Origin of the sequence: Schaalia sp., assembly GCF_050312375.1 — a bacterium.
Classification (GTDB): domain Bacteria; phylum Actinomycetota; class Actinomycetes; order Actinomycetales; family Actinomycetaceae; genus Pauljensenia; species Pauljensenia hyovaginalis.
The window spans coordinates 1-19,221 of the sequence record NZ_JBNOYB010000064.1 but is presented as its reverse complement, the minus strand read 5'-3'; the positions used below and the strand labels follow the sequence as shown (position 1 = coordinate 19,221).

Annotated in this window: 18 protein-coding genes and 3 tRNA genes; 7 read left to right on the top strand and 14 right to left on the bottom strand. The window is 68.7% G+C overall.

Translation table 11 applies throughout. The features are described 5' to 3' along the window. The first annotated feature begins 97 nt into the window (after positions 1-97). Complete coding sequence (locus ACQY7V_RS05385) at positions 98-907, top strand: alpha/beta hydrolase (protein WP_235361746.1); 810 nt, start codon at positions 98-100, stop codon at positions 905-907. Beyond that, entirely contained in the window at positions 907-2,022 is a 1,116-nt protein-coding gene (locus ACQY7V_RS05380; RefSeq protein ID WP_407826309.1) for an adenosine deaminase, read from the top strand. Before ACQY7V_RS05385 ends, ACQY7V_RS05380 begins: the two co-directional genes overlap by 1 nt. 6 nt (positions 2,023-2,028) lie before the next feature. On the opposite strand, the gene ACQY7V_RS05375 is transcribed toward ACQY7V_RS05380, so the two are convergent. Then, positions 2,029-3,138 carry a UDP-N-acetylmuramate dehydrogenase gene (locus ACQY7V_RS05375; RefSeq protein WP_320835816.1) on the bottom strand — a complete coding sequence of 370 codons (1,110 nt, stop codon included), beginning with the start codon at positions 3,136-3,138 and terminating at the stop codon, positions 2,029-2,031. Positions 3,139-3,374: 236 nt separating this feature from the next. Between ACQY7V_RS05375 and ACQY7V_RS05370 the strand changes: the two genes are divergently transcribed. The 3 genes from ACQY7V_RS05370 to ACQY7V_RS05360 all read left to right on the top strand — a co-directional run bounded on the left by ACQY7V_RS05370 (position 3,375) and on the right by ACQY7V_RS05360 (position 6,076). Continuing rightward, entirely contained in the window at positions 3,375-4,298 is a 924-nt protein-coding gene (locus ACQY7V_RS05370; RefSeq protein ID WP_303773068.1) for a DUF5692 family protein, read from the top strand. 147 nt (positions 4,299-4,445) lie between these two features. Beyond that, on the top strand, positions 4,446-5,480 hold the full coding sequence (gene galE, locus ACQY7V_RS05365) for a UDP-glucose 4-epimerase GalE (RefSeq protein ID WP_428639237.1): 1,035 nt from the start codon (positions 4,446-4,448) through the stop codon (positions 5,478-5,480). Further along, positions 5,477-6,076 (top strand): TetR-like C-terminal domain-containing protein, encoded by a 600-nt coding sequence (locus ACQY7V_RS05360; RefSeq protein ID WP_320772280.1) that lies wholly within the window; start codon positions 5,477-5,479, stop codon positions 6,074-6,076. The genes galE and ACQY7V_RS05360 overlap by 4 nt, the downstream gene beginning before the upstream one ends. 124 nt (positions 6,077-6,200) lie before the next feature. On the opposite strand, the gene nagB is transcribed toward ACQY7V_RS05360, so the two are convergent. The 9 genes from nagB to ACQY7V_RS05315 form a co-directional block, all read right to left on the bottom strand. Beyond that, complete coding sequence (gene nagB / locus ACQY7V_RS05355; protein ID WP_154475160.1) at positions 6,201-6,974, bottom strand: glucosamine-6-phosphate deaminase; 774 nt, start codon at positions 6,972-6,974, stop codon at positions 6,201-6,203. 57 nt (positions 6,975-7,031) lie between these two features. Beyond that, positions 7,032-8,447, bottom strand: coding sequence for an alpha/beta hydrolase (locus ACQY7V_RS05350; RefSeq protein WP_320835817.1), 1,416 nt, complete (start codon positions 8,445-8,447; stop codon positions 7,032-7,034). A 77-nt stretch (positions 8,448-8,524) separates the two neighbouring features. Next, positions 8,525-9,202 (bottom strand): N-acetylmannosamine-6-phosphate 2-epimerase, encoded by a 678-nt coding sequence (locus tag ACQY7V_RS05345; RefSeq protein WP_154475162.1) that lies wholly within the window; start codon positions 9,200-9,202, stop codon positions 8,525-8,527. Positions 9,203-9,218: 16 nt separating this feature from the next. Then, the gene (locus ACQY7V_RS05340; protein WP_320835818.1) at positions 9,219-10,196 is read right to left on the bottom strand and encodes an ROK family protein; all 978 of its coding nucleotides are present in this window, start codon (positions 10,194-10,196) and stop codon (positions 9,219-9,221) included. Beyond that, complete coding sequence (locus tag ACQY7V_RS05335; RefSeq protein WP_154475163.1) at positions 10,193-11,107, bottom strand: dihydrodipicolinate synthase family protein; 915 nt, start codon at positions 11,105-11,107, stop codon at positions 10,193-10,195. The genes ACQY7V_RS05340 and ACQY7V_RS05335 overlap by 4 nt, the downstream gene beginning before the upstream one ends. Beyond that, positions 11,104-11,922 (bottom strand): ABC transporter ATP-binding protein, encoded by an 819-nt coding sequence (locus tag ACQY7V_RS05330; RefSeq protein ID WP_428639242.1) that lies wholly within the window; start codon positions 11,920-11,922, stop codon positions 11,104-11,106. The genes ACQY7V_RS05335 and ACQY7V_RS05330 overlap by 4 nt, the downstream gene beginning before the upstream one ends. After that, positions 11,922-13,952: a dipeptide/oligopeptide/nickel ABC transporter permease/ATP-binding protein gene (locus tag ACQY7V_RS05325; protein ID WP_154476663.1), complete on the bottom strand. Its 2,031-nt coding sequence runs from the start codon at positions 13,950-13,952 to the stop codon at positions 11,922-11,924. The genes ACQY7V_RS05330 and ACQY7V_RS05325 overlap by 1 nt, the downstream gene beginning before the upstream one ends. Positions 13,953-13,954: 2 nt before the next feature. Beyond that, positions 13,955-14,908, bottom strand: a complete 954-nt coding sequence (locus ACQY7V_RS05320) for an ABC transporter permease (protein WP_235361754.1) — start codon at positions 14,906-14,908, stop codon at positions 13,955-13,957. 188 nt (positions 14,909-15,096) lie between these two features. Further along, on the bottom strand, positions 15,097-16,665 hold the full coding sequence (locus tag ACQY7V_RS05315; protein ID WP_303775932.1) for an ABC transporter substrate-binding protein: 1,569 nt from the start codon (positions 16,663-16,665) through the stop codon (positions 15,097-15,099). Between the two features lie 186 nt (positions 16,666-16,851). Between ACQY7V_RS05315 and ACQY7V_RS05310 the strand changes: the two genes are divergently transcribed. After that, positions 16,852-17,583, top strand: a complete 732-nt coding sequence (locus tag ACQY7V_RS05310) for a FadR/GntR family transcriptional regulator (protein ID WP_428639232.1) — start codon at positions 16,852-16,854, stop codon at positions 17,581-17,583. 390 nt (positions 17,584-17,973) lie between these two features. On the opposite strand, the gene rpmG is transcribed toward ACQY7V_RS05310, so the two are convergent. From rpmG to ACQY7V_RS05290, 4 genes are all read right to left on the bottom strand, one after another. Further along, on the bottom strand, positions 17,974-18,144 hold the full coding sequence (gene rpmG / locus ACQY7V_RS05305) for a 50S ribosomal protein L33 (protein WP_154475165.1): 171 nt from the start codon (positions 18,142-18,144) through the stop codon (positions 17,974-17,976). 50 nt (positions 18,145-18,194) lie between these two features. After that, a tRNA-Met gene (locus ACQY7V_RS05300) sits at positions 18,195-18,268 on the bottom strand. A gap of 26 nt (positions 18,269-18,294) precedes the next feature. Next, a tRNA-Thr gene (locus ACQY7V_RS05295) sits at positions 18,295-18,367 on the bottom strand. A 92-nt stretch (positions 18,368-18,459) separates the two neighbouring features. Next, a tRNA-Tyr gene (locus ACQY7V_RS05290) sits at positions 18,460-18,541 on the bottom strand. A 125-nt stretch (positions 18,542-18,666) separates the two neighbouring features. On the opposite strand from ACQY7V_RS05290, the gene ACQY7V_RS05285 reads away from it, so the two are divergent. Continuing rightward, the gene (locus tag ACQY7V_RS05285; RefSeq protein ID WP_277299354.1) at positions 18,667-19,170 is read left to right on the top strand and encodes a YajQ family cyclic di-GMP-binding protein; all 504 of its coding nucleotides are present in this window, start codon (positions 18,667-18,669) and stop codon (positions 19,168-19,170) included. Positions 19,171-19,221 lie beyond the last annotated feature (51 nt).

Sequence of the window (19,221 nt, the reverse complement as noted above, 5' to 3'; positions counted from 1 at the left end):
AAAGTCCCCCCCCCGACTGAGGCGCCCGCAGCCCCTCGAACCGCGCTTCTGGCCGGAAAAGGGGGTGAAAGCGGGCGCGAGCTGCCACAATTGACGCATGGACATGCAGTACCGTCGCGCCGAAACCGATTCACCCAAGGGCACCGTCCTCCTCGCCCACGGCTACGCCGAGCACTCGGGCCGTTTCCGCCCCCTCCAAGACGCCCTCGTCACGGCCGGATACGACATCGCCTTCTACGACCACTACGGGCACGGGACGGCGCCCGGCCCGCGCTCGCGCGTCGACGTCGGACGCCTCATCAACGATCACCTCGACGCGCGCCGCATCGTCCTCGCCCACTCGCGCACCGAGGATCTCTTCCTCTTCGGACATTCGATGGGAGGGCTCATCACCGCGGCCTCATCCCTCCTCGACCCCCGCCGCCTCAGAGGCGTCGTCCTCACCGGCCCCGCATTCCGGCCCCTTCCGCCCGTTCCCGTCAAGGCCGCCGAAGCACTCCTCAGCCTCGCCCGCCTGGCCCCCGGCCTCGCTGCGAAACCCGCGCGCAAGCCCGACGCCCCCTCTGACCTCTCCCGAGACCCCCGGGTTCAAGAGGCCTTCGACGCCGATCCCCTCACCTACACGGGCCCGGTGCCGATCCTCACGGGTGCGACGATGGTCGTCCAGGGCGGGCGCGTCCTCGACAACGCCGGCCGCGCGACGACGCCGATGCTCATCCTTCACGGTTCGGCCGATGCCCTCGCCTCCCTCGGCGGATCACGGGCCTTCGTCCAATCGGCCAGGGCCGCCCGTCCCGATGCCGACATCCACCTGCGGATCATCGACGGCGCCTACCACGAAGTCCTCAACGAACCCGAAGGACCGGGCCTCATCCGCGACATCGTCATGTGGCTGGACGAGCACTGATGCCCGCTGCTCCCGGCCCCCGCACCCGAATGGGACGAGCGGAGGCCGACGCCGCACCGAATCTCACCATCGCCCCGGCGACGCCCCAAGGCCGCCGCGACCTCGCCTCCCTCCCGAAAGCGCACCTCCACCTGCACTTCACGGGGGCGATGAGGCCCCAGACCCTCATCGATCTCGCGCGCGAGCAATCGGTGCGCCTCCCCCCGCACCTCCTCGACATCGATCCGCTCACCGTTCCCGCCGATTCACGCGGCTGGTTCCGCTTCCAACGCTCCTACGACTCCGCGCGCCAACTCGTGCGCTCCGAATCGGCGATGCGCAGGATCGTGCGCGAGGCGGCCGAGGACGACGCCGCCGAAGGCTCGGTGCGCCTCGAAATGCAAGTCGATCCGACCTCCTACGCCCCCTGGGTGGGAGGCATCACCCCCGCCCTCGAAATCGTCTGCGACGAAGCCAAGTCCGCGACTCGCGACACCGGCGTCGAAGTCGCCATCATCGTCGCCGCCTCACGGATCCGCCATCCCCTCGACGCGCGGACCCTGGCGCGCCTCGCCGCGCGCTACGCGGGCGATGGACCGGGCGAAGTGGTCGGCTTCGGCCTGTCCAACGACGAGCGGATGGGGACGACCTCCGCATTCTCCGCCGCATTCCGGATCGCCGCCAGGGCGGGCCTGGCCTCCCTCCCCCACGGGGGCGAGCTCCTCGGCCCCGATTCCGTGCGCGAAGTCATCACGGCCCTCAAACCCGCGCGCCTCGGGCACGGCGTGCGCACGGTCGAAGACCCGGAACTGCTCGACCGGCTCATCGAGGCCCGCGTCGCCTTCGAAGTGTGCCCCACCTCGAATGTGCACCTCGGCGTCTACCACGACTTCTCAGCGGTTCCCCTGCCGGAGTTCATCTCCCGAGGAGCGACCGTCGCCCTCGGCGCCGACGACCCCCTCCTCTTCCGCTCCCGCCTCCTCGACCAGTACGCGAGGGCGCGCGAAGTCTTCAAGTTCTCAGACGCCACGCTCGCGAACCTGGCGAAGCAGTCGATCGACGCCTCCCTCGCCTCGGAGAGCTCCAAACGCAAATGGCACGGGCGGATCGAGGCCTGGGCGGCATCCCGCCCCTGACCGCCACTACCAGGTGACGCCCACGCCGACGGGCTCGGGCACGAGACGCACCCCGAAACGCTCCTCGACCCCCGCACGGACCGCGAGCGCGAGCTCGACCACTTCGGCGGCGCTCGCATCTCCCCTATTCGTCAATGCGAGCACGTGCTTCGAGGAAAGAGCCGCCCCGCCCGCACGGGCGCCCGGCACGGCGAAACCCTTCGCGAAGCCCGCATGGTCGATGAGCCAAGCCGCGGAGGTCTTCACCCGCCCGTCCCCCAAGGGGAAACGGGGCGCGCCCTCGGGAAGCCCCTTAGCGGCCTCGGCGGGAAGGATCGGGTTCGTGAAGAAGGAACCGGCGCTCCAAGTGTCGTGATCCGCCGGATCGACGACCATGCCCTTCGAACGCCGCAAGTCGAGGACCGCGGATCGCACGCGCCGCGCCTCCGCGCGCTCGCCGACCCCGACGCCCAGGCGATTCGCGAGCTCGCGGTACAGCACCGGCGCCGACATCGCCGAGGCCTCCAGCGCGAAGCGCGCCTCCAGCACCACCCAGCGCCCCGTCGGCCCCCACACCCGCCCGGCGGGACCCTCCTCGCGAAGCGAGCGCTTGATGAGCGAATCCCTGTACGACAGGGCGAGATCCGCGGCCGACAGTTCCACGACAGCGCCTTCAGCGCGATCCCAGGCCCGGACGGAGACCAGACGATCCGAGACCTCATGCCCGTAGGCGCCGACGTTCTGGACCGGCGCCGCACCGACCGTGCCCGGGATCCCCGACAGGGCCTCCAGACCGGACAGGCCGCGCTCGAGGTTCCACACGACGAAGTCATCCCACACGGCGCCGGCGCTCGCCGAGACTTCGACCCGGATCGGTCCGCCCTCGGCCTGCCCCGCCGCCGCGCCCTCGGAGTGCACCGCGATCGCCGAACGCCGATCGCGCACGACGACACCGGGGAAGCCGGCATCGCAGGCCAGCACATTCGAGCCCCCGCCGAGCACGAGCAAGGGCTCACCCCGCTCGTCCGCGCGCCGGATCGCCTCGACGAACCCCGCCTCATCCGCCGCCTCGACGAGCGCGCCGATCGGCCCGCCCACGCGGAAGGTCGTGAGTTCAGCGAGCGTCGTGGCGGGCATGTGCGGCTCCTCAAGTTTGCGGTCTCCAGCGATTCTAGGTGGTGGCGGCGGCGTGTTCACGGCGCCCGGGTGATGGCGCATTCCCCTTGAGGACGCCCAGCCCGCCCAGCCCGCCGCGCAGGCCGGATCTTGACACTTCCGCCGATCTGACAAATGAGGCCCCGGCCGAGCGCTCATACGCTGAATGACGAGCGAGGGGCGAGGGCGCTCCTCAGTGAACATGGAAGGGAGGAGTCGTGTTCCTCTTCGAGCCGATTCCCTTGACATCATGGCTGGCGTGGTTCGGCGTCCTCGCCGCACTCATCCTCCTCAACGAGGCGAGCCGCCGCTCCCGCATCGCCGGCTGGGCCTTCTTCGTGGTCCTGCCGATCGTCCTCACGATCTTCGTATGGCCGACGACCGCGGGCCCCGACTCCTCGACGGGCACCTGGTTCCACTGGGTGAAGGTCTACTCCGCGCTCGCGGGCTGCCTCGGCTTCATGGCGATCCGCTACCGGCCCGCCCTCGCCGCCAAGAAGGCCGTCCTGATCTTCCCGCCCGCGATCCTCGCGATCAACATCCTCGAAGCGTGCATCCGCGACTTCCAGGTCGGCGCGATGAACGCGAACGGCCCGGTCGACGGCGTCTTCATGGTGTCGGGCGCCTGGAACTACATGAACGGCGTCGCCGGCCTGCTCAACCTCCTCACCATCTGCGGATGGTTCGGCATCTTCATCTCGAAGGACCGCTCCAAGGACATGGTGTGGCCGGACATGCTCTGGTTCTGGATCATCGCCTACGACCTGTGGAACTTCGCCTACGTGTACAACTGCGTCGGCGACCACTCCTTCTACGCGGGCGCCGCCCTGCTCATCTCGTGCACGATCCCCGCCTTCTTCATCAAGAAGGGCGTGTGGCTCCAGCACCGCGCCCACACCCTCGCCTTCTGGATGATGTTCACCATGGCCGTCCCCTCCTTCGTGACCGATTCGGCCTTCGCCGTCGAATCCAGCCACGACCCGGCGGCCCTCTTCACGGTGTCCGCGATCGCGCTCGCCGCGAACATCGCGGTCGCCGTCTACCAGGTGCTCACGATCGTGAAGAAGCGCCTCAACCCGCTGCGCGACGAGCTCTACACGGAGCTCGAGCCCTACAGGACGGTCGTCGCCGCCAATCGCTGAACGCTCGCCGGCCCCGTCCTCGTCCATTCATCGACGAGGGCGGGGCTTAGCGCTCTTCGGACGGGGCCGAGTAGACTCGTCCCGGCATCACGCGGCGCCGTCGACGACGTGCGCCACGGCCTCGGCTTTCGAAGAAGGAGCACAGGGATGAGCACGAAGGGAACGGTCCTCGTCACCGGAGGCGCGGGCTATATCGGGTCGCACACGATCGTCGAGCTGGACGCCGCCGGATTCGAGGTCGTCGTCGTCGACGACCTGAGCAACTCCAGCCGCACGGCCCTGTCCCGGGTCGGCGAGCTCATCGGCGCCCCCGTCACCTTCTACGAGGCCGACACGCGCGACCGCGCCGCCCTCGAGAAGATCTTCGCCGCCCACCCGATCGACTCCGTCATCCACTTCGCGGGCCTCAAGGCCGTCGGCGAGTCGGTGGACAAGCCCATCGAGTACTACGACAACAACATCGTCGGGACGCTCACCCTGCTCGAAGTGATGCGGGACCACGGCTGCTTCTCGATCATCTTCTCCTCCAGCGCGACCGTGTACGGCGATCCCGAGCAGATCCCCATCACCGAGGCGTGCCCGAAGGGGACGCCGACCAACCCCTACGGCTGGACGAAGTGGATGATCGAGCAGATCATCATCGACGCTGCGAAGGCCGATGAGCGCTGGAACGCCGTCCTGCTCCGCTACTTCAATCCGATCGGCGCGCACGTTTCGGGCCGGATCGGCGAGGATCCGAACGGCATCCCGAACAACCTCGTCCCCTACATCGCGCAGGTGGCGGTCGGCAGGCGCGAACGCGTCTGCGTCTTCGGCGACGACTACCCCACACCGGATGGCACAGGAGTGCGCGACTACATCCACGTCGTCGACCTCGCCCTCGGTCACCTCAGGGCCCTGGAATGGATGAGCGGGCGGACGGGCTGCGAGGTCTTCAACCTGGGGACCGGCCGCGGCTACTCCGTCCTCGACGTCATCCGCGCCTTCGAGCGGGCCTGCGGGCACGACATCCCCCACGTCATCGAGTCCCGCCGCCCCGGCGACATCGCGACCTGCTACTCCGACCCCGCGAAGGCCGAATCCGTCCTCGGCTGGAAGGCGCAGTTCGACATCGACCGCATGTGCGCCGATTCCTGGCGCTGGCAGTCCCAGAACCCGCAGGGCTACGGGAGCGGCGAGTGACGCTCGAGCCGCCCGGCTCGCAAGAGGCGATCGATCGCAAGAGCGGCGTCCGGACGCGCGAGGCGCTCGCCGCCGCCCTCAAGGCGGAGCTCGCCCGCACGCCCCTCGACAAGGTGTCCGTGCGCAGGCTCACGGAGGCCACCGGCATCACCCGTCAGGCCTTCTACTACCACTTCTCAGGGGTCGCCGACCTCGCCGTGTGGATGTTCAAGGCCGAGATCTCCGACCGGGTCATGGCCCACGCGACCTACGAGGAGTGGTCCGACGGCTTCCTCGAGCTGCTGCTGTGGCTCGAACGGCACAAGGAGCAGACCTACCTCTCCCTGGCGGCCCTGAGCCACGAGGAGCTCGAGCGCTTCCTCCACCGCCAGTTCCGGGCGATGACGGTCGCGATCCTCGCCGAGTTCGAAGCGGCCGCCGAGCTCGCCCCGGCCGAACGCGCATTCATCATCGACCACTTCTCGCTGCTCCCCCTCGGCCACCTGCTGCACTGGCTCGCCACCGACATGGACGCCGACCCGTACATCCTCGTCGAGAGGATCGAGAGGATCTCCCACGGCGCCCTGGCCCGGTCGATCGAGGAGTTCTCCCCCTGAGACGGGGAGCGCCCGGACCGGGGCGCCGACGAACGCGGATCGCCCGCCGCGCCTGAGGCTCGGCGGTGAGCCACGGGCGCGACGGGCGACGCGAGGGGACGGGGGGGGGGACGAGCAAGGCCCGTCAGGCGTTCTCCTTCGCCCAGACCTCCTTGTAGAAGTCCTTGAGCTCGAGCTCGCCCGCCGCCTCCTCGTCGAGGATCACCAGGACGTCGTCGTGGTACTGCAGCGCGGTCGCGGGCCAGCGCTGGGAGACCGCGCCCTCGATCATCTCCTTGACCGCCCGGGCCTTGCCCGCCCCGGTCGCGATGAAGACCTGGGCGCGGGCCTCCATGATCGTCCCGATGCCCTGGGTCACGCAGTGCGTCGGCACCTGGTCGATATCGCCGTCGAAGAAACGGGCGTTATCACGGCGCGTCTGCTCGGTCAGGACGCCGACGTGCGTACGCGAGGACAGGGAGCCGCCCGGCTCATTGAAGCCGATGTGCCCGTCCGAGCCGATGCCGAGGACCTGGATGTCGATCCCGCCCGCGTCCTTGATCGCCTGATCGTAGGCGGCGGCCCCGGCGTCGAGGTCCTCGGCCCAGCCGTCCGGGCCGTGCGCCGCGCCCTCGGGCATGTCGACACGGCCGACGAGGTGGCGTCGGATGAAGTTCGCGTAGCCCTCGACGTGATCCTTCGGGAGGCCGACGTACTCATCGAGGTTGAAGGAGCGGACCTTCGCGAAGGAGATCCGTCCCGCCTCATAGCGACGGACGAGTTCGTCGTACAGCCCGATCGGGGACGACCCGGTGGCGAGCCCGAGGACGAAGTCGGGCTTGGACCGGTACACCTCTTCGATCCGGTCCGCCGCGAGGCGCGCGATCTCCTCGGGAGTAGTGACGATGGCGATTCGCATGGCGAGTCCTTTCTTGGTTCATATGCGGAAGTCTGATGCGACGCGGTGGCCCGACTCTCAGGCTAGGGGCCCGGGGGCCTCTTCGAGGCAGAACTCGAAGAATGACCGCATCTCGTCTTTCACCCTCTCCCAGATCCGGGTGCCCGGAGCGGAGAGCCAGCCGTGAGTCGTGCCCGGGAAGCAGTGGAGTTCGACCTTGACGCCCGCACGGGCGAGCTCGAAGGCCCACTCCAAGGCCTCATCCCTCAGAGGGTCCGCCGCGTTGACGAAGACCTGGAGGGGCGGGAATCCTGCGGGAAGGTCGCGCACGGGAGGATGGACCTCCCAGGGCTTCGCATTCCCGCCGAGGTAGGCCCGCCAGGAGTCGACGGCGAGCTGACGCGTCCACCCGGGCCCCTCGCGGTTCTCCCAGGACGAGCGCGAGTCGAATGCCGGGTCCAAACAGGGCTCCAGCAGGATCGCCCCGCGGATCCGCCCGAGCTCGGCCGAGCCGAGGCGGCGCAGCACCTGGTTCGCCATTCCCGATCCCGCCGAATCCCCGTACAGGACGATCGGCGCATCCGGGTAGCGCTCGAATACGGCGCGGAGCGAGGCGAGCGCGTCCTCGAGCCCCGCCGGGTGGGGATGCTCGGGAGCGAGCGCGTACTCCGGGACGACGGTCGTCACTGCGAGATCCGAATCCGCGAAGAGCAAGGGCGTGAAGGAGCGGAGGATGTCCGCGCACCGCCGGTCCTCGAAACGCGCGCTCCCCATGACGTACCCTCCGCCGTGGATGAGGAAGAGGACCAGCCCGGTCCGCTTCCCCGCCGGGGTCATGATCCTGTTCTCGACGCCCGCGAGCTCCTCGATGACGAGCTCGCAATCAGCCGGAGGCTCCATCGGGGGATTCATGCGCTCGCCGCGCTCGCGGGCGGCCGCGAGGTCCATTTGCGGGGCCTGGGGGTTCGCCGCGAGCAGTTCGGCGATCTCCGGGAGGACCCAGGGGCGCGCGCTCTCGGCCTCGGCCGCGGAATCCAGGAGTTCGCGCAGGGTCGCGGGCAGGGCGTCCTCGGCGATGAAGACCGCGGGCGCGCGCACTCCGGGGGCGCCGCCGTCCTCGCCGAGGGCGGGGCCTTGCGCCGGGCGAAGGAAGGCGCGGGCCCCCTCGTCGGTGAGGAACAGGGCCCGGCAGGATGAGGGCAGCGCACGGGCGACCGCCGCCGCGAGGCGGGAGCCGACCGGCCCCGCCCCGACGAGGACCGCGGCGCCCATGGGGATGCGGTGGAGCTGCTCGACCGCGAAGGCGACGGCAGTGTCTGAGGCCGCGTCAGAGGCGGCCCCCTCAGGCGGAGCTGGGATGTCCGCGACGACGAGGCGCCGGGAATCGGCGAGCCCCTCGAGCGCATCGGCGAGGGCGAAGGCCCGACCCGGGTCCGCGAAGGCGATGATCGCCCCCTTCTCAGGCCGGCCCGTGATGATCGCTCGGCTCCTCATCGCACCTCCTCCTTCCGGCACGCGCGTCGGGTCCGCGGGGAGCGCGGATGCGGCGCTCCCCGCGGGCCTTGCGGGATTCAGCGGTTCTCGATCGCCTTCGTGAACCAGGTGGTGATGCGGGTCGGGTGGGTGATCGCCGTCCCGACGATCACGGCGAAGGCCCCCGCGTCGAGGGCGGCCGCGGCATCGGCCGGCGTGTGGACTCGGCCCTCGCAGATCACCGGCCGGTCCGGGAAGGCCGCCACGACCTCGGCCAGCAGCTCGAGATCCGGGCCCTCCGTCAGCGGACGATCGCCCGTGTACCCGGCGAGCGTCGTCGACAAGATGTCGGCGCCGGCGTCGTAGGCGTTCTTCGCGTCCTCGTAGGAGCCGCAGTCCGCCATGACGAGGGCCCCCTCGGCGTGCATGGCGGCCGTCGTCTCGGCGAAGCTCAGGCCGTCGAGGCGCGGACGCGAAGTCGCATCGATCGCGACGATGTCCGCTCCGGCCATCCGGCACGCCTTCGCGTGACGGAGCGAAGGCGTGATGTACACGCCCTCGTGCCCCTCCTTCCACAGGCCGATGACCGGGACCTCGACGCGCCCCTTGATGGCCGCGATGTCCGAGAGCCCCTGGCAGCGGATCGCGGCGGCCCCGCCGATCTCGGCGGCACGGGCGATCTGCGCCATCGTTTCAGGGTTGCGCATCGGCTCGCCCGGGTACGCCTGGACGGAGACGATGAGCTTCCCGCGCAGTCCTTCGATGATCGGATGCATATCGGTGTTCCTTCTTTCAGACGGGTCGCGATGACGGCGGATGGGCACACCGCTGATCCCGGGGCGCGGCGCCGTGACGATTGAGGAAGTGGAGGACCGCCCCGAGGAGCGGGGCGTCACCGCCCAGTGTCCCGGGCACGATGCCGATATCGGCGACCGCGTTCATCGCCTGCTCGGCGTAGCCGCTCTTGACGGACTCCCACCACAGCGGCCCCGAACGCGTCATCGATCCCGACAGGACGATGAGGGAGGGATCGAGGCAGTTGGCGAGGGAGCCGAGGCACTCGCCGATCGCCCATCCGGATTCGGCGAAGCAGGCCCTGGCGAGCCCGTGCCCCGAATCGGCGAGCGCCTGAAGCTCCCGGCCGTTCGCCGCTGCGGGGTCGCCCGGGCCGCGCCGGGACTCATACCAGGCGGTGATGCCCGAACCGGAGCAGAAGGCCTCGATATGGCCCTCGCGCCCGCAGGAGCAGGGCATCCCCGCTCCGAGGCGGTGATGGACGTGGCCGAAGTGCCCGGCGAGGAAGTGATCGCCCAGGGCGGGCTCGCCGCCGACGACGAGCGCCCCGCCGATCCCCGTGCCGACTGCGAGCACCAGCACCGTCCCCCAGCCGCGGCCCGCGCCGAGACGCGCTTCGCCGAGCCCGTGGGCGTGGACGTCGTTGAGGATCTCGACGGCGCCCGTGCCGCTCGCCTCACGCAGGATGCGCGCGAGTTCGGTGCCGCCCCAGCCCGGCATCGTGCTCGTCGCCGACACGATCCGCCCCGCCTCGGGATCGACCACCCCCGCACTGGCGACGGCGATCCCCTCGATATCGGGGCGGGCGCGGACGATGCGAGCCGCTTCGGCTCCGATCCGCCGGGCCACCGCGGCCCCGCCCTCGTGCGCGAGGGTCGCGATCTCCCCGCGCTCCTCGACGGCCAGGTCCTGCGCGCGGACGAGCGCCCACGCGACCTTCGTGCCGCCGATGTCGAGGGCGAGGAGGGTGCTCACGAGTCCAGACCGACCTCGCGCAGGACCTTCTCGACCCACGCGTAGTTCTCGCCCTCGAGCGCCTTGACCGGACGCGGCATCTCATTGGACTCGAAGACGCCGAGCGCCTTGAGGGCCGCCTTGAAAGCGCCGACGCCCGCGCCGAAGCCCTGGACGCCCTTGACCTGGACGATGCGCATGAGGTCCGCGAGACGGTCCTGTTCGGCGCGCACAGCGGCCCAATCGCCCGCCCGGTAGGCGTTCCACTGGCGGACGTAAGCCGCCGGGTCGATGTTGCCCAGGCCGGGGACGCAGCCGTCGGCCCCCGACATGTAGGCGCCGTCGACGACCACCTCGTGGCCGGTGAGCAGGCTGAGCGGATGGCCGATCCTCTCGTTGGCCAGGGCGAGCCAGCGGAAGGCGACGTCGTCGCCGGAGGAGTCCTTGACGCCCTGGAGGACGCCCTCGGCGCCGAGCTCGAGGAGCAGGGGGTTCGAGAGCTTCCAATGGACGCACACCGGGATGTCGTAGGCGAAGAGGGGCAGGCCCGTCTCCTGGCGCAGGATCCGGAAGTGCTCGGCCACCTCGGTCTCGCCCTGCAGGGCGTAGAAGGGCGCGGTCGCCACGATCGCATTCGCGCCGAGGGCCTCGGCGCGGCGCATGTGCGCCAGAACGCGTTCGGTCTCCGTGTCGATGACGCCGGCCAGCACCGGGATCCTGCCGTCGACGATGCGCAGGGCCTCTTCGAGGACCTCGTCGCGGCGCGCATCGCCCGAGAAGGCGACCTCGCCGCTCGAGCCGTTGACGAAGAGGCCGTGGATGCCCGCCTCGAGCATCCGGTCGATGTGGCGTTCGAGCGAGGGGAGGTCGAGAGCGCCGTCCTTCAGGGGGACGACGAGCGGGGGGACGACTCCCGTGATGGGGGTGTTCATGCGATTCCTTCGATCGTGGGGTGGAGGAGCGAGGGAGCGGCTCCGAGGAGGGTGCGGGTGTAGGGGTCGCGCGGATTCGCGAGGAGCTCTGCGGCGGGGCCCTCTTCGACGACGACGCCGGCGTTCATGACTGCGATCCGGTCCGAGATGTAGCGGACCGTCTGGATGTCATGGGAGATGAAGACCATCGCGAGGTCGAGCTCGCGCTTGAGGTCCATGAGGAGGTTGAGCACCTGGGCGCGGACCGACACGTCGAGCGCGGAGGTCGGCTCGTCGGCGATGATCGCGTCCGGGCCGACCGCGAGCGCCCGGGCGATCGCGACCCTCTGGCGCTGGCCGCCCGAGAGCTGACCGGGCAGGGTGTCGAGCGCCGAGACGGGCAGGCCCACCATCGAGATGAGCTCGTGGACCCGCTTCATCCGCTCGGCCTCGGTGCCGATCCCGTGGACGCGCATCGGGTCGGCGAGCTGGTCGCGGACGACCATGCGGGGGTTGAGGGCCGTCGCCGGGTCCTGGAAGACGACCGAGACGACCCGGCCGATGCGCCTGCGTGCCTCGGCGGTCCGCTTCGTCACCTCCTCGCCCTTGAAGAAGACCTTGCCGGAGGTCGGGGCGACGAGGCCGCACATGACGTTCGCGGTCGTCGATTTGCCGCAGCCGGACTCGCCGACGATCCCGAGCGTCTGGCCCTTCTCGACGCGCATGGTCACGCCGCGCACGGCCCTGACCTGGTTCGGGCGGAACAGGGAGCCCGTCCTCGAGGCGAAGGTGACGTGGACGTCCTGGAGTTCGATGATCGGGGTGCTCTCGCTCATCATTCAGCCTCCTTCGCGCCGACGAGGGCGCCCGGCTCGGGCGGCAGGGCCGCGTAGACGTGATCGGGTCCGACCTCGGTGAGAACCGGGCGGATGTCGAGGCCGTAGTCCGGATGCGAGCTCCGCGGGGCGAAGCGGTCGCCCTTGGGGAAGTCCCTCGGCGAGGGGACCGCGCCGGGCACCTGGTGGAGCCTGCCCTTGCCCGCCTCGATCGAGAGGACCGCGCCGAGGAGGCCGCGCGTGTACTCGTGCGTCGGATTCATGAGGAGCTCGGAGGTCGGCCCCTGCTCGACGACCTGGCCCGCGTACATCACCGTGATCGAGTGGGCGACCTCGGCGACGAGGGCGATGTCGTGGGAGACGAAGATCATCGCGAAGCCGAGCTTCTCGCGCAGGTCGTTGAGCAGGGCGATCACCTGCTTCTGAACGGTCACGTCGAGGGCCGTGGTCGGCTCGTCGGCGATGATGAGCTTCGGGTCGCGGGTGAGGGCCATGGCGATGAGGACGCGCTGGCGCTGGCCGCCCGAGAGCTCGTGCGGGTAGGACTCGAGGGTCCGCTTCGGGTCGAGGCCGACGAGCTCGAGGAGTTCTTCGGCGCTCCGGGTGCCGCCGCGGCTGGTCAGCTGCTTCATCTGGGCCTTGATGAGCATGGCCGGGTTGAGGGAGGAGAGGGCGTCCTGGTAGATCATCGCCATCTCGTTGCCGAGGAGCCCCTGGCGCTCCTCCGGCTTCATCTCCAGGAGGTTCCTCCCCTGGTAGAGGATCTCCCCCGCGAGCTTCGCCTTGGGGCTGATGAGCCCCATGATCGACAAGGCGGTGATCGACTTGCCGCACCCGGACTCGCCGACGAGGCCCATCGTCTCGCCGGGCTTGACGGCGAAGGAGACGTGGTCGACGACGTCGACCTCCCCGTGGTTGGGGAAGCGGATGCTCAGATTCTTCACCTCGAGGAGCGGGGCGGCTCCGGATGCCGGGGCGAAGCGGTCGTCGCGCTTCTCCTCGACGCTCTCGAGGGCGTCGAGGCTGGCCTGGAGCGACTCGGCCTGCTCGGCGTGCGCGCGGCGCGGATCGAGGAGGAGGCGGTCGGCCTCGCGCTCGGAATCGGAGGAGACCTGGGCGACGGCCGGGCCCTTCGGGGCGGCGACCATGGCGTCGGTGATGCCCTCGGAGAGGATGTTGAGGCACAGGACGGTCGCGGTGATGAACATGCCCGGGAAGAAGGCGGTCCACCACTTGCCGAGCATGACCGACAGGTTCGAGGAGGCCTCGGACAGGACGTTGCCCCAGGTCGGGACCATCGTCGCGGGCAATCCTGAGCCGATGAAGGTCAGGGACGCCTCGAGGATGATCGCGTCGGCGACGAGGACCGTCGCGAAGACGAGGACGGGGGCCGCGGTGTTGCGCATGACGTGCTTGACGAGGATCCAGGGCGCCCTCGCGCCCGATACGACGACCGCGCGGACGTAGTCCTCGCCGTAGGCCGCCATGACGTTCGCCCGCACGATCCTCGCGAGCTGGGGGATGTAGACGAAGGCGATGGAGGCGATGATGACGGCGACGAGGCCGATGGTGTTGCCCGAGGACTGCAGCGCGCGACCGAAGACGAGGACCGTGACGGCGGCCATCGCGATGCCGGGGACGGCCATGATGACGTCGAGGATGCGCATGATGAGTTCGGCGAGCGACTTGCGGACGACCGCGGCGATCGAGCCGATGATCGCGCCGAAGAGGAGGGCGATGAGCATCGAGAACAGGCCGATGAGCATCGAGTAGCGCCCGCCGTACAGGACGCGCGCGAGGATGTCGCGGCCGATGTGATCGGTGCCGAAGAGGTGGGCGGCGCTCGGGGCCTCCCACTTCGTGAAGATCTCCTCGGGGGAGTACGGGGAGATGACGGGCGCGAGGAAGGACACGAGGATGACGAGGGCGAGGACGAGGATCGAGATCTTCGATCCGAGCGACATCGCCGAGATCCGCGTGAAGCGCGAGCCCGGGCGCGTGACCTTGTCGAGTTTGAGCTTCTGATTCATCATCACACCGATCGGATTCGCGGGTTAATGAGCAGGTAGAGCATGTCGACGATGATGTTGACGACGATGAACGCGATCGCGACGACGAGCGCCCCGCCCTGGACGAGGGTCACCCAGTTCTGCTGGATGCCCTTGAGGAGGACCGCCTTGCCCATGCCGTCGATCGAGAAGATGATCTCGATGACGACCGCACCGCCCATGAGGTAGCCGATCCTCAGGCCGAGAACGGTCACGGGGGTGATGAGCGCGTTGCGCAGGACGTTGCGGGCGACGACGATCCACTTCGGGATGCCCGCGCCGAGGGCCGTGCGGACGTAGTCGCGGTCCAGCTCCTCGACCATCGAGGTGCGCACGACCCGGGTCATCTGGCCGACGACGGGGACGGCGAGCGCGATGGAGGGCAGCAGCATGCGCAGGAACCAGCCGAGGGGGTCGTCGCTGAAGTGCGGGAGCGCGCCGGAGACGGGGAGCTTCTGGACGAAGGCCATGACGAGGAGGGCTGCGAGCCAGAAGGAGGGGGTTCCGATCGAGATGACGGAGAAGACGCGGATCAGCTGGTCGGGCCACGAGTCCCGGTGGAGGGCCGCGAGCACGCCGAGCGGGAAGGAGATGAGGATCGCGAAGAGCAGGCCGAGGAAGGTGAGCTGCATGGTGATCGGGAGCGCGGTGCCGATGAGGTCGGAGACCCTGTTGCCGGTGCCGACCCCGTAGGTGCCGAGGTCCCCGTGGAGCATCCCGAGGAGGTAGTTGCCGTACTGGACGAGCAGCGGGTCCTTGAGCCCGTGCTCGAGGCGGTAGGCCTCGAGGGCCTCGGGGCTCGCCGTTTCACCGAGTGCCGAGTAGGCCGGGTCGATCGGCGAGAGCGACATGATGAAGAAGACGAGGGCGGAGACGCCGATGATCATGATCGGCAGGGCGAGCAGGCGCCGCCCGATGAGCCTCAATAGATTGTTCACTGCTTCACTCCTGGAGACGGCACGGCTTCACTCCTCATTCGTTCGTCCCGCAGCATGAAGGAGGGGCGGCGGCGCGCACCGCCCCTCCTTCATGCGTTCCGGTTGTCGTTCCGGCCGGGCCCGGTCCTCATCGCCGCTCGGGTCGTCCGAGCGATCGGGAGCCGAGGGCGCCCCTGGCCGGCTTCAGCTCACTTGACCTTGACGTCGATGAGCTGGATGCCCGTCGCGGCGATCGACTTGAAGCCGTCGAGCTTCTCGCCGTTGTACGCGGTGAGCATGTTCTTGTGGAAGAGCGGGTAGAGGACCGCCTGCTCGGCGAGGAGGTCCTGGGCCTCGCCCCACTTCTGCTTCGCGGCGTCGCCGTCGAGCTGGAGCGCCTCGTTGAAGAGGGCCTGGAAGGCCTGGAAGGTCTCCGGATCGGACTTCTGCCAGAAGGTGCGCTTCTGGGTCCAGACGTTGTCGCCGTTCCACCACGAGAGGATGATGCCCGGATCGGCGCCGAAGACCGAGGGGTCGCCGGGGGCGAGGACGAGGTCGTAGGTCGGCTCGTCGACGTCGGTGACGTTCGAGTAGAGGTCGGCCGAGGCCATCGGCGAGTGGTTGACGGTCAGGCCGAGGGCCTCGAGGTCGGACTTGATCTGCGGGACGAGGTTGGTGACCCACGGGTGGTCGGTCGTCACGAGGTTGATCGTGAGGCCGGAGACGCCCGCCTCGGCGAGGAGGGCCTTCGCGCCCTCGAGATCGTAGGAGAGCTGGGTCGCGGTCTTCTTGTAGGCCGGGTTGGACTCGGGGAGGAAGGAGGTCGCCTCAACGGCCTCGCCTTCCATGCCGACCTCGATGAGCTTCTTCTTGTCGATCGCCTTGTGGATCGCCTGGCGGACCTTCGCGTCGTTGAAGGGGGCCTTCATCGTGTTGAACATGAGGAAGGGGTTGCCGTAGCCGGGCACGGAGTCGACCGTCCAGCCGGCGGCCTTGAGCTGCTCGGCCGCAGAGGCGGGAACCGCCTCCATGACATCGGTCGTGCCGTCGAGGGCCGCGGCGAGGCGCGCGGAGTCGTCCTTGAGGACGTGCCAGCGAAGGGTCTTGACGGTGGCCGGGTGAGCGCCGTTGTAGAACTCGTTGGGCACCGCGGTGATCTCGGTCGGCGTGATCGACTCGTACTTGTAGGGGCCGGTGCCGATCGGGTGCGCCTTGAGCTCGTCGTCGTTCATGGCCGTCGGGACGACCTTCATGTCCGCGAAGCGGGCGGCGACGTTGGCGAAGGGGTAGTTGAGCTCGACGGTGATCGTCTTGTCGTCCTTGGCGGTCACGGACTTCACGAAGTCGAAGAACTGGCCGTAGATCGAGCCCTCTGCGGTCGTGCGGCCGTAGGAGCTCAGGACGTCCTCGGTGGTGACCTCCTTGCCGTCGGAGAATTTCGCACCGTCGCGGAGGGTGATCTCGTACACGGTGTCGGAGACCGCCACCGGGTCGCCGCTCGCGAGGGCGGGGAAGGCCTCATAGGTGGACATGTCGAGCTGGTAGAGGCCTTCGAGGACCTGGAGGTTCGATCCGACGGCGAGCGCCGAGGAGGTGATCGAGCTGTAGTCGGTGGTCTCGTAGGCGACGCCGGCGTTGATCTCGCCGCCGAGTCCGGTCGCGGCGGTGTCGCCGCTGGCCGCGGCATCGGTCGTGGATCCGCCGCCGCAGGCGGCGAGGGTCAGTGCGGCCGTCGCCATGAGGGCGACGCCCCCGGCCCAGCGCTTTCCAATCCGCATGGGTTCTCTCCTCATCATCGAGTGTCGAACGGTCACGAGGGGATGTCTCGCTTCCGATAGGATGACCATATGTTGTCTGACAACTTCGCGCAAGCGGTTTTCCGCACGAAGGGGGTCCGCGCAATGCATCAATTTGATAACGGCGGCGCCCATCCCCGGGATCATGCGGCTGATACCCTCTCAAAGGTGCCGAACTCGACGCCCGAAGGCCCTTCAGCGAACCGCTCCGCGATGACGATGGACGCGATCAAGCGCTATATCCTCGCCCACGAGCTCCAAACCGGCGACCCCCTGCCCACCGAGGCCGAACTCTGCGCGGACCTCGGCGTCTCGCGCTCCTCCGTGCGCGAGGCCATGCGCAAACTCGACGCGCTCGACATCGTCCACTCCCGTCGGGGATCAGGAAGCTACGTCGGCGCGATGTCCCTCGACCCGCTCGTCGAGACCCTCATCCTCCGCTCCGCCCTCGACGCCGGCGACGGCTACAAGTCCCTCGCCGAGGTCGTCGACATCCGCAAGGCGCTCGACCTCGGCATCGGCGTCGACCTCGTCACGGCCATGAGGGGAACGCGCAACTCGGAGCTCCGACGCTGCGTCGCCGAGATGCGCGAGCACGGGGACAAGGGCGAGAGCTACTACGAACAGGACATCAACTTCCACCTCGGACTGCTGAGCTACCTCGACAACAGGATCCTCAGCCAGCTCACCTCGGCGATGTGGCTCATCCACCGGACCGTCGGCCCCACCCTGCGTCAAGCCGGGCGCGAAGCCTCCCTGCTCACGGCCGCAGCCCACGACGCGATTCTCGACGCCTGCGAGAAGGGCGACCTCGACGACTACTACGCCGCCGTCGAACTCCACTACAGCCCCCTGCGCGATCTCCTCGACCGGCCCGACCCGGCAACAAGTCGGACATAGCCCCGAGCTCACCCGCCCCGCCCCGGCAACAACTCGGACACAACCCCCAACTCACCCGCCCCGCCCCGGCAACAACTCGGACATCACACAGGGGTTTCTCGCTGAATCCGCAGTCCAGATGAGGATTTGCGGCCCCTGTACTGCCGCAATGACCGACTTGTTGTCACAGACCCCGTATGTCACGTCCGACTTGTCGCCAGCAGCGGACCGCACACAGTCCGACTTGTCGCCGCAGAGCCGAAAGCTTCAGGTCAAGCCAACGCGTCTCGCCCTTATTAAGCCCATGCTCTGCCCTTTAACCCCGATCAGGGACTTGACCCATGCGCAGCAAGAAACCCCCGGAGGAATCCTCCGGGGGTTGACAGCTCGGGCCGTCCAGCGGACCTCGCGTCAGCGGGTCTCGCGGTGCTGGGTCGACTTGTGGCAGCGGGGGCAGTACTTCGCGAGCTCAAGACGATCCGGCGTGTTACGACGGTTCTTCTTCGTGATGTAGTTGCGCTCCTTGCACTCCGAGCAGGCCAGAGTGATCTTGGGGCGAACATCCTGAGACTTGCTTGCCACGGTGTGTCCTCTTTTGCTGAATAGTGGTGTCGTCGCGCGACCTTGATCGGTAGCGGGGGCGGGGCTCGAACCCGCGACCTCACGATTATGAGTCGTGCGCTCTGACCAGCTGAGCTACCCCGCCGCGGCGCGACCTGCGGCCGCGACCAGAGCCCCGAAAGGGAATCGAACCCTTGACCTTCTCCTTACCATGGAGACGCTCTGCCGACTGAGCTATCGGGGCAACGCGGAAGAGCCTAATCGAGTTCGGACCGCTTTCGCAATCCGCGCGACTGAGAAGGTCCTCACACGCAGATCCCGGTTGAACCGGGACTGTGGCGGGGGAGGGATTCGAACCCCCGAAGCATTCCGCGGCTGATTTACAGTCAGCTCCCTTTGGCCACTCGGGTACCCCGCCTTGCTCCGCTTTCGCGGTGCCGTGGAAGAATAACAGGAAAAGAACCCCGATTGCCAATCGAGCATCGGGTTCAATCGATAACGACGTGAACAGGCCGCTCACGTCCGCTACTCGAAAGGAAGATCGTGGCTGACTCCTCATTCGACATCGTTTCCAAACTCGACCGCCAGGAGGTCGACAACGCGGTGAACCAGACCGCGAAAGAGATCGCGACCCGCTACGACTTCCGCGGCGTCGACGCCTCGATCCGTTTGAGCGGCGACGCGATCGAGATGGAGGCGAACTCGTCCGAACGCGTCATGGCGATCCTCGACGTCCTCCAGACCAAGCTCATCCGCCGCGGCCTCTCGCTCAAGTGCCTCGACTACAAGGACCGCGAGCCCAAGGCCTCGGGCAAGATCTACAGGCTCGTCACGCCCCTGAAGGAGGGCATCGCGCAGGACACGGCGAAGAAGATCGCCAAGCTCATCCGCGACGAGGGCCCCAAGGGCGTCAAGGCCCAGATCCAGGGCGACGAGCTCCGCGTCTCCTCGAAGTCGCGAGACGACCTCCAGGCGGTGATCGCACTGCTCAAGGGCCCCGAGGGCGACAAGCTCGACACCGCCCTCCAGTTCGTCAACTACCGCTGAGATTCTTCACACACGCGCTTGGCTCCGGTCGGAGCGCTCCGACCGGAGAAG

What these genes read in the sequence shown, in the direction of transcription:
- ACQY7V_RS05335 (WP_154475163.1), bottom strand. Translation starts at nt 11,107, where the DNA reads ATGAACACCCCCATCACGGGAGTCGTCCCCCCGCTCGTCGTCCCCCTG.
- ACQY7V_RS05325 (WP_154476663.1), bottom strand. Translation starts at nt 13,952, where the DNA reads ATGAATCAGAAGCTCAAACTCGACAAGGTCACGCGCCCGGGCTCGCGC.
- nagB (WP_154475160.1), bottom strand. Translation starts at nt 6,974, where the DNA reads ATGCGAATCGCCATCGTCACTACTCCCGAGGAGATCGCGCGCCTCGCG.
- ACQY7V_RS05345 (WP_154475162.1), bottom strand. Translation starts at nt 9,202, where the DNA reads ATGCATCCGATCATCGAAGGACTGCGCGGGAAGCTCATCGTCTCCGTC.
- ACQY7V_RS05350 (WP_320835817.1), bottom strand. Translation starts at nt 8,447, where the DNA reads ATGAGGAGCCGAGCGATCATCACGGGCCGGCCTGAGAAGGGGGCGATC.
- ACQY7V_RS05385 (WP_235361746.1), top strand. Translation starts at nt 98, where the DNA reads ATGGACATGCAGTACCGTCGCGCCGAAACCGATTCACCCAAGGGCACC.
- ACQY7V_RS05380 (WP_407826309.1), top strand. Translation starts at nt 907, where the DNA reads ATGCCCGCTGCTCCCGGCCCCCGCACCCGAATGGGACGAGCGGAGGCC.
- ACQY7V_RS05330 (WP_428639242.1), bottom strand. Translation starts at nt 11,922, where the DNA reads ATGAGCGAGAGCACCCCGATCATCGAACTCCAGGACGTCCACGTCACC.
- galE (WP_428639237.1), top strand. Translation starts at nt 4,446, where the DNA reads ATGAGCACGAAGGGAACGGTCCTCGTCACCGGAGGCGCGGGCTATATC.
- ACQY7V_RS05375 (WP_320835816.1), bottom strand. Translation starts at nt 3,138, where the DNA reads ATGCCCGCCACGACGCTCGCTGAACTCACGACCTTCCGCGTGGGCGGG.
- ACQY7V_RS05315 (WP_303775932.1), bottom strand. Translation starts at nt 16,665, where the DNA reads ATGCGGATTGGAAAGCGCTGGGCCGGGGGCGTCGCCCTCATGGCGACG.